At 67.4% G+C, this 14,416-nt stretch carries 11 protein-coding genes; 6 read left to right on the forward strand and 5 right to left on the reverse strand.

The features are described 5' to 3' along the window. Positions 1-172: 172 nt before the first annotated feature. Complete coding sequence (locus tag AUL33_RS03165; RefSeq protein WP_082652281.1) at positions 173-904, reverse strand: GntR family transcriptional regulator; 732 nt, start codon at positions 902-904, stop codon at positions 173-175. Positions 905-1,160: 256 nt separating this feature from the next. Between AUL33_RS03165 and AUL33_RS03170 the strand changes: the two genes are divergently transcribed. The 6 genes from AUL33_RS03170 (at position 1,161) to AUL33_RS03195 (ending at position 8,806) form a co-directional block, all read left to right on the forward strand. Further along, on the forward strand, positions 1,161-2,150 hold the full coding sequence (locus tag AUL33_RS03170; protein ID WP_062203573.1) for an ABC transporter ATP-binding protein: 990 nt from the start codon (positions 1,161-1,163) through the stop codon (positions 2,148-2,150). Between the two features lie 40 nt (positions 2,151-2,190). Beyond that, complete coding sequence (locus AUL33_RS03175) at positions 2,191-3,501, forward strand: PotD/PotF family extracellular solute-binding protein (RefSeq protein ID WP_156419262.1); 1,311 nt, start codon at positions 2,191-2,193, stop codon at positions 3,499-3,501. Positions 3,502-3,724: 223 nt separating this feature from the next. Beyond that, the gene (locus AUL33_RS03180; RefSeq protein ID WP_244491919.1) at positions 3,725-4,609 is read left to right on the forward strand and encodes an ABC transporter permease; all 885 of its coding nucleotides are present in this window, start codon (positions 3,725-3,727) and stop codon (positions 4,607-4,609) included. Positions 4,610-4,612: 3 nt separating this feature from the next. Further along, a complete protein-coding gene (locus AUL33_RS03185; RefSeq protein ID WP_062203579.1) occupies positions 4,613-5,497 on the forward strand; it encodes an ABC transporter permease in 885 nt (294 codons plus the stop codon). Positions 5,498-5,521: 24 nt separating this feature from the next. After that, entirely contained in the window at positions 5,522-6,172 is a 651-nt protein-coding gene (locus AUL33_RS03190) for an aspartate/glutamate racemase family protein (RefSeq protein ID WP_062203582.1), read from the forward strand. Between the two features lie 273 nt (positions 6,173-6,445). Beyond that, positions 6,446-8,806, forward strand: a complete 2,361-nt coding sequence (locus AUL33_RS03195; RefSeq protein ID WP_062203583.1) for an EAL domain-containing protein — start codon at positions 6,446-6,448, stop codon at positions 8,804-8,806. Positions 8,807-8,820: 14 nt separating this feature from the next. On the opposite strand, the gene AUL33_RS03200 is transcribed toward AUL33_RS03195, so the two are convergent. The 4 genes from AUL33_RS03200 to AUL33_RS03215 all read right to left on the reverse strand — a co-directional run bounded on the left by AUL33_RS03200 (position 8,821) and on the right by AUL33_RS03215 (position 14,100). Then, positions 8,821-9,753, reverse strand: a complete 933-nt coding sequence (locus tag AUL33_RS03200) for a sugar phosphate isomerase/epimerase (protein ID WP_062203585.1) — start codon at positions 9,751-9,753, stop codon at positions 8,821-8,823. An 81-nt stretch (positions 9,754-9,834) separates the two neighbouring features. Then, positions 9,835-11,376: a glycerol-3-phosphate dehydrogenase gene (locus tag AUL33_RS03205; RefSeq protein WP_062203587.1), complete on the reverse strand. Its 1,542-nt coding sequence runs from the start codon at positions 11,374-11,376 to the stop codon at positions 9,835-9,837. After that, entirely contained in the window at positions 11,373-13,019 is a 1,647-nt protein-coding gene (locus tag AUL33_RS03210; protein WP_062203589.1) for an FGGY-family carbohydrate kinase, read from the reverse strand. Before AUL33_RS03210 ends, AUL33_RS03205 begins: the two co-directional genes overlap by 4 nt. A 118-nt stretch (positions 13,020-13,137) precedes the next feature. Continuing rightward, positions 13,138-14,100 (reverse strand): sugar-binding transcriptional regulator, encoded by a 963-nt coding sequence (locus tag AUL33_RS03215; protein ID WP_062203591.1) that lies wholly within the window; start codon positions 14,098-14,100, stop codon positions 13,138-13,140. Between the last annotated feature and the right edge of the window lie 316 nt (positions 14,101-14,416).

Raw genomic sequence — 14,416 nt, forward strand, 5'->3', positions numbered from 1 at the left:
GCTGGCCCTGATATCGCGGCGACCGGTCCACTGACGACGAGACATGGGGTCCGACCCGAAAGGCCGGCGTCGGACGTCCAACTCCTTGCGCGGTTCAACGATCGGCAGCGGCCTCCAACCCGCAGGCTCGCCTCGCACCGCAGTCCGAGGTCGCCCAAGCGCCGTGCCGGGATCAGGACGCCGTCGGCGCGCGCATCGACAGGGCGTTGGCGAGGCTGGTCCGGCGCGCCGGCTCGGCGCCAAGATCGAGGCCGGCGAGAAGCTCGACGAGGTGGCGTTCCATGAGCGCTGCCGCGCGCCCGCCGTCGCGGCGTTCCAGCGCATCCACAAGGGCGTGGTGCGCATGGCTTTCGCACAGCGTTTCCGGTCGCCGCCAGTAAAGCGCCACGACGAGCGAGGAGCGTGACAGGAGGTCGGCAAGAATGCGTTCGAGCACCCCATGCCCGGCGATGCCGGCGATGACGCGATGGAACTCGGCCGAGAGATGCACCGCCTCCTGCGGCCGGTCGGCTTCCACGGCGGCGTGCTCGCGCTCAAGGCAGGCGCGCAGGCCGGAGACGTCGTCCGGTTTGATCCGGGCCGCGGCCATCCGCACGAGATGGGGTTCGACGAGACCCCGCGCCTCGAAGATGCCCCGCGCCTCCTCCGGGCTCGGCCGCGCCACGCTGGCGCCGCGATGACGCCGGATCTCCACCACGCCCTCGCGCGCCAGCGCCTGCAAGGCAGCGCGTACGATCGTGCGGCTGACGCCGAAATGCGCGGCGATCTCGTCCTCCACGAGCTTGGCGCCGGGATCCAACCGATGCCGCACGATCGCCTCGTGCAGCCGGGCGTGGATCGTCTCCCAGGTGGCGCGCGGCGAAGATGGGTCCGGAGGTGGAGCCTGAGGATCGACAGGGAGCATCGGAGCTTTCGCGTTCGGCGTCGCGGAAAGTGTCGCAGATCCGCGCGATCAACCCAAGCAAAACTGTCGACGAGGATTGTACACAATTGAGGCTCAAGGCTGCCGTTTCCATAGGCAGAACTCCAAGCCATCCGTGGCACTCGCTGCCGTGAGAGCCACCGATCCCCGCAACTGTCGGTTTCAGGGGTGTCAAACCCAGTTGGCACGCCGCCTGCTTTAGCTGAGGAGACCAGACCTCCAAGGCAAGGGATCGCTCGTGGCCGGCGGACAGCTCGAACTCGTCAAGCTCACCAAGCGCTACGGCCAAGCCACGGCCGTTGACGCCATCGACCTGCGCATCCCCGAAGGCACCTATTGCTGCTTCCTGGGGCCGTCGGGCTGCGGCAAGTCCTCCACCCTGCGGATGATCGCGGGCCACGAGACGGCGTCGGAAGGCGACATCCTGCTCGGCAGCGCCAACATCACCAATCTGGTGCCGGCCCGGCGCGGAACGGCGATGATGTTCCAGTCCTATGCGCTGTTCCCGCATCTCACCGTCCTCGACAACATCGCCTTCTCGCTGAAGATGAAGGGCGCCTCCAAGGCCGAGCGCCACGCCAAGGCGCGCGTCGTCATGGAACTCGTCGATCTCACGAAGTTCGAGAGCCGCATGCCGGCGCAGCTTTCCGGCGGACAGCAGCAGCGCGTGGCGCTCGCCCGCGCGCTCGTCACCGATCCCGGCATCCTGCTGCTCGACGAGCCGCTCTCGGCACTCGATCCGTTCCTGCGCCTTCGCGTTCGCACCGAGCTGAAGCGCCTGCAGCGCGAACTCGGCATCTCCTTCCTCCACGTCACCCACGGGCAGGACGAGGCGATGGCCCTCGCCGACCTTGTGGTCATCATGAAGGACGGCCGCATCGAACAGGCCGGCACCCCGCAGGACGTATTCCACCGCCCCGCCAACGCCTTCGTCGCCCGCTTCATGGGCGGCCACAACGTGCTGACCCTCGACGGGCGACCGGTCACGGTGCGCGCCGACCGGGTGCGCCTCGGCACCGGCGGCGAAGCGGCCCGCACGATCAGCGGCGAGGTGCGCGGCGTCGAGTATGGCGGCGCCACCGTCACCGTCGTGATGGCCGCCGGGGAGGCCGGCGAGATCACCGCCGTGATCCCCGAGGAAGACTACGCCCGCACACCGGCCGAACTTGGCCAGAACCGGCCGATCCACTGGGCCCGCGCCGACGAATACGCCCTCGCGGCGGCCTGACACCACCCTTCGATCCCACGTTCCAGAGGAGATGCAGTCCATGACCGACACGAAGCAGCCTTCGACGCAGACGACCGGCGTCAGCCGTCGCACCTTCCTCAAGACCGGCACCGCCGCGGCGGGCGTCGCCTTCGTGTCGGGCGCCGCCGTTACCGGCTTCCCGTTCATCTCCTCCGCCCGCGCGCAGGAAGCCAAGACGCTGCGCTATCTCGGCACGGCCGTGAACCAGTCCACCGAGATCGCCGCGAAGGTGAAGGAAGATCTCGGCATCACCATCGAGTACATCCCCGTCACCACCGACGAGGTGACGAAGCGCATCATCACCCAGCCCAACACGTTCGACATCGTCGACACCGAGTACTTCGCCCTCAAGAAGTTCGTGCCGACCGGCAACCTGATGGGCATGGACGCCAAGCGCATCAAGGAATTCGACAACATCACCACCGTCTTCACCAAGGGCGAGGTCGACGGCAAGAAGATCGGCAACCAGGGCACCGCGCCGTGGAAGGTGCTCTACCTCGCCGGCAACAAGTCGAAGGAATTCTCGGCGACGCCGACCGAGTGGATCTCGCTGATCCCGACCACCTACAACGCCGACACGCTGGGCATCCGCCCCGACCTCATCAAGCGCCCGATCACCTCCTGGGCCGAGCTGCTGAACCCCGAGTTCAAGGGCAAGGCGTCGATCCTCAACATCCCCTCGATCGGCATCATGGACGCCGCGATGGTGATCGAGGCCACCGGCAAGTACAAGTATCCCGACAAGGGCAACATGACCCGCGACGAGATCGACATGACGATCGACACGCTGATCGAGGCCAAGCAGGCCGGCCAGTTCCGCGCCCTCTGGTCCGACTTCAACGAGAGCGTCAACCTGATGTCCTCGGGCGAGACCGTGATCCAGTCCATGTGGTCGCCTGCCGTCACCGCCGTTCGCGCCAAGGGCATCGACTGCGTCTTCCAGCCGCTGAAGGAAGGCTACCGCGCCTGGGCCACCGGCTTCGCGCTGCCCGCCACGCTCGAGGGCCCCAAGCTCGACGCCGCCTACGAGTTCGTCAACTGGTTCCAGTCCGGCTGGGCCGGCGCCTTCCTCAACCGGCAGGGCTACTATTCCGGCGTTCTCTCCACGGCGCAGAAGTCCATGGAGCCCTACGAGTGGGCCTACTGGATGGAGGGCAAGCCCGCGAGCCAAGACATCAAGTCGCCGCAGGGCCAGACGATCGCCCTCAAGGGCGCCACGCGCGACGGCGGCTCCTTCAACGAGCGCATGGGCGCCGTCGCCTGCTGGAACGCGGTGATGGACGAAGACGCCTACATGATCCGCAAGTGGAACGAGTTCGTCGCAGCCTGACGCGGGACCGGCAGGGGACAGCCGTCCCCTGTACCCCTGCCAAGGGGCTTGAAGCCCCTTGGGACCCACTACTCGTCTTTCGACCATTGGGAAGGGCCGGCGGCCCTCTCCAATGGTCGACACATGAAAAGAAGGGTCCGGGAGTTCGTTCCCGGGCGAGGATCGGGGCGGTAGCCCCGCCTTCCCGCGCATGCCCTTGATCCCGAGCCCGACTGGAGTCCCGATGGCCGCGTCCCGACGTGCCGGCATGGTGCCCTACCTTCAGGTGGCGCCTATGATGCTGGTGTTCCTGATCTTTCTCGTGGTTCCGCTGGTCTTCATCGTCCTCGTCAGCTTCTGGACCTACGAGAACTACCAGATCCAGCCGGCCTTCGAGTTCCAGAACTATCTCGACGTGTTCGACCGCTGCATCGTGCGGCTGCCGACGCTGTGCACGACCTTCAAGACCTATCTCTCGACGCTGGGCTTCTGCGCGATGGTCTGGGGCCTGACGCTCGTGATCGGCTTCACGATCGCCTATTTTCTCGCCTTCGAGGTGCGCTCGAAGGAGATCCAGTCGGCGCTCTTCCTTGTCTGCACCATTCCGTTCTGGACCTCCAACGTCATCCGCATGATCTCGTGGATCCCGCTTCTCGGTCGCTCGGGTCTGGTGAATCAGACGTTGATGGGCGCCGGGCTGATCGACCAGCCGATCGAATGGCTGCTCTACTCGTCCTTCTCGGTGACGCTGACCTTCGTCCACCTCTTCACCTTCTTCATGGTGGTGCCGATCTACAATTCGATGCTGCGGATCGACCGCTTGCTCATCGAGGCCGCGCGCGACGGCGGTGCCTCGGGCTGGCAGATCCTGTGGAACGTCATCGTGCCCCTGTCGAAGACGGGCATCGCCATCGGTTCGATCTTCGTCATCACCATCGTCATGGGCGACTTCATCACGGTCGGCCTGATGGGCGGCCAGCAGATCGCCTCGGTCGGCAAGACCATCCAGACCGAAATCAGCTACCTGCAGTTTCCCGTGGCGGCCGCCAATTCGGTGGTGCTCCTCTGCACGGTGCTGCTCATCATCGTCGCGCTGACGCGCGTCGTCGACATCCGCAAGGAGCTCTGAGCGATGTCCGACGCACGCACCCCCACTTTCTATGTGCTGGCCGGCTTCTTCGCGCTCTTCGTCCTGTTCCTCTATGGGCCGACGCTGACCGTCCTCATCCTGTCGTTCCAGGGACCGGAGGGTGGCCTCACCTTTCCGATGAACGGCGTCTCGACGCACTGGTTCGGCGTGCTCTGGCGGGGCCTCGGCGTCGTCGACGTCTGGGCCGCGTTCGGGCGCTCGTTCCGGCTGGGGCTGGTGGTGACGGTGCTCACCGTCGTCATTTCGGTGCTGGCGGGGCTCGCCTTCCGCCGTCGTTTCTTCGGCTCGACCTTGATATTCTACACCGCCATTGCCTCGCTGATCCTGCCCTCGATCGTGGTCTCGCTCGGGATCGCGCTGGAGTTTCGCATCTTCGACGACTTCGTGAAGGCCTACGGCCTCGGCGGCGCCGGCTTCCAGTCCTCGATGGGCCTCTTCACCTCGGCGCTCGGCGCGCATCTCACCTGGACGCTGCCCTTCGGCCTTCTCGTGATGTTCGCGGTGTTCAACCGCTTCGACCCCTCCTACGAGGAAGCCGCGCGCGACCTCGGCGCCTCGCCCTGGCAGACCTTCCGCCATGTCGTGCTGCCGATCATCCTGCCCTATCTCATCGGCGTCGCGCTCTTCGGCTTCACCCTCTCGTGGGACGAGATCGCGCGGACGAGCCAGGCTATCGGCGGCCCCAACACGCTGCCGCTGGAACTGCAGGGCCTGACCACCACCGTCACCACCCCGGCGATCTACGCGCTGGGAACGCTGACCACCGCCGTTTCCTTCTTGGTGATCGGGCTGACCCTCGGCACCGGCCTCCTGCTGCGTCGCCGTCGCCTTCGCGGCGCCTCGGATGCCGGCAAGGGTACGCTCTGAACACCGGCCTTCGAGCAGATCTCCATGCGCATCCTCTTCATCAATCCCAACGCCACCGCGTCGATGACCGACAAGATCGCCGCGGCCGCAAAACTGGCTGCCGGTGCGGGCACCGAGATCCTCGCCCTGACCAACCACGACGGCCCCGCCTCGATCCAGGGTGAGGCCGACGGCGAGGCGGCGGTGCCGGGCCTCTTGAAGCTGATCGCCGACAACGAAGCCGAGGCAGACGCCTTCGTCATCGCCTGTTTCGACGACACGGGTCTTGCCCGCGCCCGGACGCTGACGCGCAAGCCCGTCTACGGCATCGGCGAGGCCGCGATGCGCGAAGCCGCCCAGCTCGGCCGCTTCTCGGTGGTCACGACGCTGGCCGTCTCCATTCCCGTCATCGCGGCGAACGTTTTGGCTTATGGTTTTGCCGAGACCTGCGCCCGCGTCCGCGCCTCCGATGTCGCCGTGCTCGATCTCGAAGAGGACGGCAGCGCAGCCCGCGAGAAGGTCGCCGCCGAGATCGCTCGCGCCCTCCACGAGGACCGCCCAAACGCCATCGTCCTCGGCTGCGCCGGCATGGCGGACCTTGCCGACACCTACGCGCGCCGCTTCGGCCTGCCGGTCCTCGATGGCGTCGTCGCCGCGGTCCGGCTGGCGGAGCGGCAGTACGGCGCCGGCGACTGAGCATCACTGGCTTCGAGCCCGAGCGAGGCAGTCCGTCAGGAGTGGCAGGCCGCTCGATCACCGTGACGGGTAGCAAACCGTTCAGCGATCCTTCACGAGACTGAACTTTCCGCGAGGGTCTGCCGGGTTCGGTTTCCGGACATCCTCGCGGTGCATTCGAGGCATCGCCCACCCGAAGTTAACCCTCGTAGATCCTTTCGAGCAACGCTTGTTAACCGGCGTCTTACCAAGCCGGTTCGCCAAACGGTCATACCGCCTGTGCAACATGCGATCATGACCCTGACGCTCATGCAACTTGCGGCCCATCATTCGTTCGGCTTCGTGGCCACCGCGCTGGTCATATGCCTCGTCGCGGGCTGGCTCCTGTCGGTGCTGATCGAGCAATCCGAGCGCTCCTCGACGCTGGCGCGCCGATGGTGGCTCCTGGGGACCGCGATCGTCGCGGGCCTCGGCGTCTGGACGACGCATTTCATCGCGATGCTCGGCTATCGATCGGACATCGTCCTCAGCTACGGCGTGGTGACCACGGCCTGGTCCGCCATCCTCGGGATCATCGCCGTCGGCCTGCCGCTGACCCTGTCGGCGATCGTGCCGTCGATCGCGGCGCGGGCCGCACTCGGCGCCGTCGCGGGCCTCGGCATCGGCGCCATGCACTACACCGGCATGGATGCGATCGAGGGCTGCCTCCAGCTTCATTCCGACACGACCGGCATCGTCGCCTGCCTCATCGGCGCGACCTGCCTCGCGCTGGCGCGCGGCGTCAGGCCGGCGCGCCACGCCAATGCCTGGACCTGCGCCCTCTTCACGCTCGGCGTCTGCGGCACGCATTTCACCGGCATCTGGGGCACCACCTTCGTCAGGGTGCCCGACCTCGTGCCGGTGGCCGACAACAACATCACGCTGAGCATCTTCACCGCGGCCGGCGCCATCGTCATCTTCCTCGGCGCCTTCCTGACGGTGCTTGCCGCCAAGCGCTTCGAGGCACAGGAACGGGCGCATTCGACGATCCTTTCGACGGCGCTCCACAACATGTCGAACGGTCTCCTGTTCATCGACCAGAACGAGCGCGTCGGCCTTTTCAACGAGCGCTATCTCGAAATGTTCGGTGTCGAGGCCGATGGCCTGTGCACCGGCATGCCGCTGGAATCGCTGATGCGCGTCGTCTGCGATGCCAATGGCTGGGACAAGACGCTGCGCAACGCCATCATCCGGGACATCGTCGAGGGCGTCCGCACAGTCAGCGCAAGCCGCTGCGATGCGGAGATGCCGGACGGGCGCATCCTCGACATCGAGGTGCGGCCGGTCCCCGGCGGTGGCGCGATCCTCACCTTCGACGACGTCACCAGCGACCGCGAAGCGCAGGGCAAGATCTCCCATCTCGCCTTCCACGATCCGCTCACCGGTCTTGCCAACCGCCATGCCCTGCAGGTGCGGCTGGAGGGCGAGTTCGGCGCGTTGCAGCGCACCAAGCTCGTGCTGCTCGATCTCGACCGGTTCAAGAGCGTCAACGACACCTACGGGCACGGCGTCGGCGACCAGCTTCTCGTCGAGGTTGCGAACCGCATCCGCACCGTGGTGGGCGACCGGGGATTTGCCGCCCGCATCGGCGGCGACGAGATGGCGCTCCTCCTGCCCGGCGATGTCGACGAGGTCCTTGCGTTGGCCGACGAGATCATCGCGGCGCTGGCGCAACCCTTCGCCGTCGAGAGCATCATGCTGTCGATCGGCTGCAGCATCGGCATCTGCTGCTCGGACGATGCGGACGATCCGATCGAGCTGATGAAGAAGGCCGACATCGCCCTCTACGAGGCCAAGCGCAGCGGACGCGGGCGCACGTCCTGCTATCGCACCGGCATGGTCGAGGCGGCGGCGGCGCGCCACCAGATGGAAGCGGACCTGCGCCGAGCCATCGCCAACGAGGAGTTCCATCTCGTCTACCAGCCGTTCCTGTCTCTCGCCGACGATACGGTCATCGGTTTTGAGGCGCTGATCCGCTGGGATCATCCGACGCGTGGCGCCGTCGCACCGATCGCCTTCATCCCCCTCGCCGAGGAGACCGGCCAGATCCTGCAGATCGGCAAGTGGGTGCTGGAAGAGGCTTGCCGCGAGGCGGCGGGCTGGCCCGACCAGCGCCATGTCGCCGTCAACGTCTCGCCCGTCCAGCTTCGCTCGCCGCTCTTCCTCTCGCACGTCACCTCGGCGCTCGCCGCGAGCGGGCTCCTGCCCGGCCGCCTCGAGATCGAACTGACTGAGACCGCGCTCGTGGAGGATGGCGCCGAAGTCGCCCGGATCCTGTCGGACCTGCGCTGCCTCGGCGTGAAGGTTGCGATGGACGATTTCGGGACGGGCTACTCGTCCCTCGCGCATCTGCGCGACTTCCCGCTCGACCGCATCAAGATCGACCGCAGCTTCGTCGCCGCGGCCGAGACGGATCGCCATTGCATGGCCGTTCTCTTCGCCATCACCCAGATGGGCAAGATGCTGGGCATTCCGACGCTCGCCGAAGGCGTCGAGACCGAAAGCGAGCTGCGTCTCCTGCGCTCGCTCGGTTGCGATGCCGTCCAGGGCTATCTTATTGGCCGCCCGCAGCGCATGCAGGTCCACACGGACGCTGCCAGGCTGATCGCCTCGTAAGGGCCGGCAGCCCGTCAGACGCGCAGGTCGGCGACGCCCGTGTCGATATGCGGTGCCCAGAAGGCGATGCTTTCGGCGATGGCGGGCACGACGCGGCGGTCGTCGGGCTCGCGCTCCTTGAACGAGAGTTCAAGGCAGATCTCGTTGTCCACGGCGCCACCAGCCTTGAACGCCTCGAGCAGCGGTGCCGGCTGGATGCGGCCGTTGGCATTGTGCTCGGCGGTGAACGGGCGGTGGCCCGACTTGTCCATCTTCGACTGCTTGATGTGGATGATCGGCGAGACCGGCGGCACGGCGCGCGCCCAGGCATAGGGGTCGGTGTCGTCGGGGTCGGGCGAGGTCACGTCGCCATGGTCGATATCGGCCATCATCCACATCGGGATGGCCATGCCCGCGCCGGTCAGCCTCTCCTGAAGCGCCATCGTCTCGGGAATCGTGTGGCCGAACTCGCGGCCGACCGACATCGGCTCCCAGAAGATCGAGGTGAGGCCCGCCGCCTTCCCGTGCTCGGCGACTTCGGCCCAGCAGTCGATCGCCGTCTGGATCAGGGCTTCACGCCGTGCCGCGTCGTCGAAATCGTGGAACGTAAAAATCGCGAACTGGGTGCCGACCGAGGTGCCGCCGAGATCGGCGGTGATGTCGGCGAAGGTCTTGAACCAATCGACATAGTAGCGGCGCACGTCGCGGTCGGGATGGCCGAAATGGTTCAGCCGGCCGTAGGGGCCGGTCATGCCCGACGTCACGCGAACGCCGGTGCGCTGGAGGGCGGCCTCCATCTGCCGCGTCAACCGGCGGATCACCGGTGCGGGCCAGGACGGGTTGATGAACTCGTGGGTCAGCTGGAGGTCGCGGATCCGAAGGTCGCGCGCCACCATGTCGATGAGGTCGTCGGGATCGGCGAAGCGGTTCACCAGCGGATTGGTGTTGAGCGAGAGCGTCAGGGGCATCAGCGGGGACTTCGATCGGGAGAGAAGCGGACGGGACGGCCGGTCAGATGAGGACATGACCACCGGATGATCGGGCTCGATTCAGGCGGCAACCACCAGCTCACGCTCGAACCATTCGGCAAAGCTGCGGCGCTCGTCCTCACTCATGTGCAGCCCCTGCTTGGTGCGGCGGAAGAGGACGTCGTCGGCCGTCAACGCCCATTCGTGGGTCACGACATGGCGCACCTCCGCCTCGTAGAGCCGCGCGCCGAAATGCCGCCCGAGACCCGCCATCGAGGTGGCGCCGGCCAGCAGCTTCTCCGTCCGCGCGCCGTAGAGCCGGCCATAGTGCAGGACAAGGCCGCGCGGCAGCCAGGGATGGCGCTCGCGCATCGTCTCGACGAAGCCGACGAAATCGGCATTCTCGATCTCGCCGCCGGGCAGGATCGAGCCGCGCGTCCAGTCGCCGCCCATCTCGGGGAAGAACTTGGCGATCTTCTGGACGGCATGTTCGGCCAGCTTGCGGAACGTCGTGATCTTGCCGCCGAAGATATTGAGGAGCGGTGCGCCGCCGGTCTCGTCGAGATCGAACGTATAGTCGCGCGTGACGGCCGAGGGGTTGCCCTGCCCGTCGTCGAAGAGCGGGCGCACGCCAGAGAAGGTCTCGATGACGTCGGAGCGCCGCAGCTTCTCCTTGAAGTAGCGGTTGACGGCGGCGAGCAGGTACTCGACCTCCGCCTCGTCGGCCTTCACCTCCTCCGGGCGCCCCTCGTAGGGAATGTCGGTGGTGCCGATCAGCGCCTTGTCGCCCTCATACGGGTTGATGAAGATCACGCGCTTGTCGTGGTTCTGGACGAGATAGGCGTGCTGCCCGTCCCAGAACTTCGGCACGATGATGTGGCTGCCCTTCACGAGCCGCACGTTGCGGCTGCTGTTCGAGCCGGCGACGCGCCCGACGATGTCGTTGACCCAGGGGCCGCCGGCATTGACCACCACCTTGGCGCGCACGGTGCGCGTCGCTCCGGTGCGCTCGTCGCGCATCTCGATGCGCCAGGCCCCGTTCTCGCGCCGGGCCGAGGTGCAGGCGGTGCGGGTCAGGATCTCCGCGCCCTTTTCGGCCGCGCCCACCGCGTTGAGCACCACGAGGCGGGCGTCGTCGACCCAGCAGTCGGAATATTCGAAGCCCTTGGGATACTGGTCGAGGATCGGTGCGCCTTCGGGATCGCGCGTCAAGTCGAGCGAGCGCGTGCCCGGCAGCTTCTGGCGACCGCCGAGATGATCGTAGAGAAAGAGGCCGAGCCGCACGAGCCAGGCCGGACGGTCGTCGGGCGAGTGCGGCAGCACGAAGCGCATCGGCCAGATGATGTGGCTGGCCGAGTTCATCAGCACCTCGCGCTCGATCAGCGCCTCGCGCACCAGCCGGAACTCGTAATATTCGAGATAGCGCAGGCCGCCATGGACGAGCTTGCCGGAGCGCGACGAGGTGCCTTGCGCGAGATCGTCCTTCTCGCACAGGATGACCCTGAGACCCCGGCCCGCCGCATCGCGCGCGATGCCGGCGCCGTTGATACCGCCGCCGATGACGAAGAGATCGACGGTCGGCTGGACGGTCGAGGCCGTGCCGGCCGGGAGGATATCGGTCATGTCGTGCTCCTGTGCGCGGCCGTGCTGGCCGTCAGGGTCTTGTTGGTCGGTTCGGCGCCGTGCCCCCAAGTGTGGGAGCGGGCGTCGCCGGCCCGGTTCTCGGCCATGCGGGACCAGACCGGCCGCAGCGCCAGACGGGCCTCGCGGTAGGCTGTGAAGGATCGCTCATAGGTCGCGACGAGCGCGAGGTCGGGCGCCTCGGGCGCGCCCAGAAGCGGCGTCACCCATTCGCCGATGCAGGCGTCCATGTCCGGATAGGCGCGTATCGCCACCGCCGCCATCATCGCGGCGCCGGCCGCCCCCGCCTCCTCGCGCGCCGAGACGCGCACGGGCGCGCCGACGCAGGCCGAGAGCACCGCGCGCAGCGCCCGCGAGCGGGCTGCGCCGCCGGTCATCCGCAGTTCGGCCGGCATCTCGCCCATCGCCGCGTAGCAGTCGCGCGTGGCGAGCCCGAGCCCCTCGACGACGGCGCGCAGGATGTCGGGAAAGCGATGGCCGGCCGAGAGGCCGAGCAGGCTGGCGCGCGCATCGGCATCGACGAACGGGCCGCGCTCGCCGGTTTCGGAGATGTAAGGGTGATAGAGGATCGCGCCGGGGCGGCTGGCGTCGAGCCAGCTTTCGATGCGGGCCACGAGCTCGCCATGCGAAACCTCGCGTCCGGTCTCGGACATGAGGTCGCCGGCCAGACGCAGCGCCCAGTCGAGGTTCAGCGTCGCGGCCATGTTGGTCTGGACCTGCGTCACCATGCCGGGCACCGGCAGCGCGATGACGTAGCCGGTGTTCTCGGCATTGAGCACGACATCCTCGGACCGCACTGCGCGCATGTGGACCCCGGTGGAGCCGACCGTCGAGCAGGCGGCGCCGGGGTCGCCCGTATGCACGCCCGCGCCGAGCGCGGTCATCACCATGTCGACGAAGCCGAGGCTGACCGGCGTTCCCTCGAGGAGCCCGGTGGCCTCGGCCGCCGCGCGCGACAGCGGATGGGTCGTCACGCTGCCGTCGACGATCTCGGGCAGCAGCCGGCGATGCGGGGTGAGGCCGAGCGCCTCGACCACGAGGTCGTCATAGGCGCGCCGGCGGAAGTCGCCGAAAGTAAAGCTCGCCTCGGACGGGTCGGTGGCGCGAATGCCGGTGAGGTTGAGGTAGAGCCAGTCCTTGCAGTGCAGCGCCACTTCCGCGCCGACCAGCAGTTCGGGCGTGGTGGCCGCCATATGGGCGAGCTGCGCGCCCTGCTGACAGGTGTTGAGCCCGGTGCCGGTCGCCTCGAAGCGGCGGCGCGCCAGCGGCGAGGCGGCGAGGCGGCGCACGGTCGGCGCGGCACGGGCGTCGAGCCAGAGCCAGGCGTCGGTCACAGGGCGGTCGCCGGCCCCGACGAGCCACGTGCCGTCGCCCTGTGCGGTGACGGCAAGCGCCGCCGTTCGCGATCCCAGGTTGTCGACGCGAGCGCCCAGCTCGCGCAAGGCTCCGACGCAATCGGCCCAGGTGCGATCGAGCGACTGTCGGGCCGAGCCGTCGGCGCCGGTCACGTAATGGTTGAGAACAGACGCGACGGCGACCTGGGCCCCCTTGAGATCGAAGGCCACCGCCTTGATCACCGACGTGCCGGCATCGATGCCGATGAGAAGATCGCGCGCGTCAGCCATGCCGGGCACTCCGCCAAGCATCGCATCCCGTCTCGAACGTTGTGCCGATCGTCGGCCAGCTGTCTGCGCTCCGCATCGTCTCTCCTCCCGCGTCGTCCATGCGCCGCTCCCTCCCGTCTCAGGCCGTATCGCGGGCGAGCGCCAGGGCGGTCGGCTCGTCGGTGATCAGGCCTTTGAGAAAACCGCTCGCCAGCACCGAACGGATCGCCGAAACCTTCTCCGATCCGCCGGCCACCGCGACGATGCGCCGACCGGCGAGCGTCGCCAGATCGGGCGACAGCGTGCGGGCCGAGAGCGAGGTCCGGACGGCGCCCCCCGCCGCGTCGAAGAAGTGGCCGAGCATCTCGCCGACGCCGCCACTCGCCTCGACCTCGCGGATCTCATCGAGATCGATCATGCGGGAGGCCACGAGCTGCGCGCCGGGATCGGACGTCCCGATGCCGACGATCATCAGGTCGGCGCCTGCCGCGAGCATTGCGACATCCGCGACGCCGCGCTGCGCCAGCAGGATCTCGCGATCGCCCGGCGAGTTGGCGAGGAAAGGCACCGGCATGACATAGGCGACGGCCCCCGTCTTCTCGGCGAGGCGATGCATCACGTCGTGCGGGTTGGCGGCGTAGTTGCGCGTCAGGCCGCCGAGCAGCGACACGAAGCGCACGGTGCCAGCCTCCAGCCTCGGCGCGGCGGCGACCATCGCGGCCAGCGTCCGGCCGTGGCCGATGCCGATGATGCCGTCGGGGTTGGCCTCGATGGCGCGCTTCAGGAAGCCGGCACCCGCGATCCCGAGGGCGCGCAGCGGCAGTCCGGTTTCGTAGAGGTCGGGGACGACCTGACAAGTCTCCAAGCCGTAGCGCACCGAAAGCTGCTCTTCCAGCGCGATGCAGTCGCCGACATCGCCGTCGATCGTCACCTTCACGGCGCCGGACTGGCTGGCGAAGGCGACGAGGCGATGGGCCTTGGCAGCTGACACACCGAGCCGCGCGGCAACCTCGGCCTGCGTCAGCCCGGCGCCGAAATGCAGCCAAGCGGCCCGAATGGCGAGCCCCGCCTCGTCGGCGCGTCGGATCGCGGCTCCGCCCATCTGTCCTCCCGTGACGCGCTGAATTATTTTTCAGATTTCGGAAACTCTTTCATCAGATGGCCAACGTGTCAACGACATCACATAACGACGGCCGGCACGAAGCCCATTTATATGGCGTCGTGACCGAAAAGCGGACTGTATGAGAACGACGCGACAGGCAGAGCTTGAAGAAACGTATTGTTCCAGGCCCGGCCGGTAGGCTTGGATGATCTGTGACGAAACCACAGGGTTTTGGGCGAAATCGGGCCTTCGCGGTCTCAACACATGCAAGGGCTCGATGAGCCTCCGATCTTTTAGCCGTTAGCCAACCTGCCAC

It is taken from the genome of Aureimonas sp. AU12 (assembly GCF_001463705.1).
GTDB lineage: Bacteria > Pseudomonadota > Alphaproteobacteria > Rhizobiales > Rhizobiaceae > Aureimonas.

Coding starts and splice junctions, on each gene's coding strand:
- AUL33_RS03180 (WP_244491919.1), top strand. CDS start 3,725: ATGGCCGCGTCCCGACGTGCCGGCATGGTGCCCTACCTTCAGGTGGCG.
- AUL33_RS03200 (WP_062203585.1), bottom strand. CDS start 9,753: ATGCCCCTGACGCTCTCGCTCAACACCAATCCGCTGGTGAACCGCTTC.
- AUL33_RS03185 (WP_062203579.1), top strand. CDS start 4,613: ATGTCCGACGCACGCACCCCCACTTTCTATGTGCTGGCCGGCTTCTTC.
- AUL33_RS03190 (WP_062203582.1), top strand. CDS start 5,522: ATGCGCATCCTCTTCATCAATCCCAACGCCACCGCGTCGATGACCGAC.
- AUL33_RS03205 (WP_062203587.1), bottom strand. CDS start 11,376: ATGACCGATATCCTCCCGGCCGGCACGGCCTCGACCGTCCAGCCGACC.
- AUL33_RS03215 (WP_062203591.1), bottom strand. CDS start 14,100: ATGGGCGGAGCCGCGATCCGACGCGCCGACGAGGCGGGGCTCGCCATT.
- AUL33_RS03210 (WP_062203589.1), bottom strand. CDS start 13,019: ATGGCTGACGCGCGCGATCTTCTCATCGGCATCGATGCCGGCACGTCG.
- AUL33_RS03165 (WP_082652281.1), bottom strand. CDS start 904: ATGCTCCCTGTCGATCCTCAGGCTCCACCTCCGGACCCATCTTCGCCG.
- AUL33_RS03195 (WP_062203583.1), top strand. CDS start 6,446: ATGACCCTGACGCTCATGCAACTTGCGGCCCATCATTCGTTCGGCTTC.
- AUL33_RS03175 (WP_156419262.1), top strand. CDS start 2,191: ATGACCGACACGAAGCAGCCTTCGACGCAGACGACCGGCGTCAGCCGT.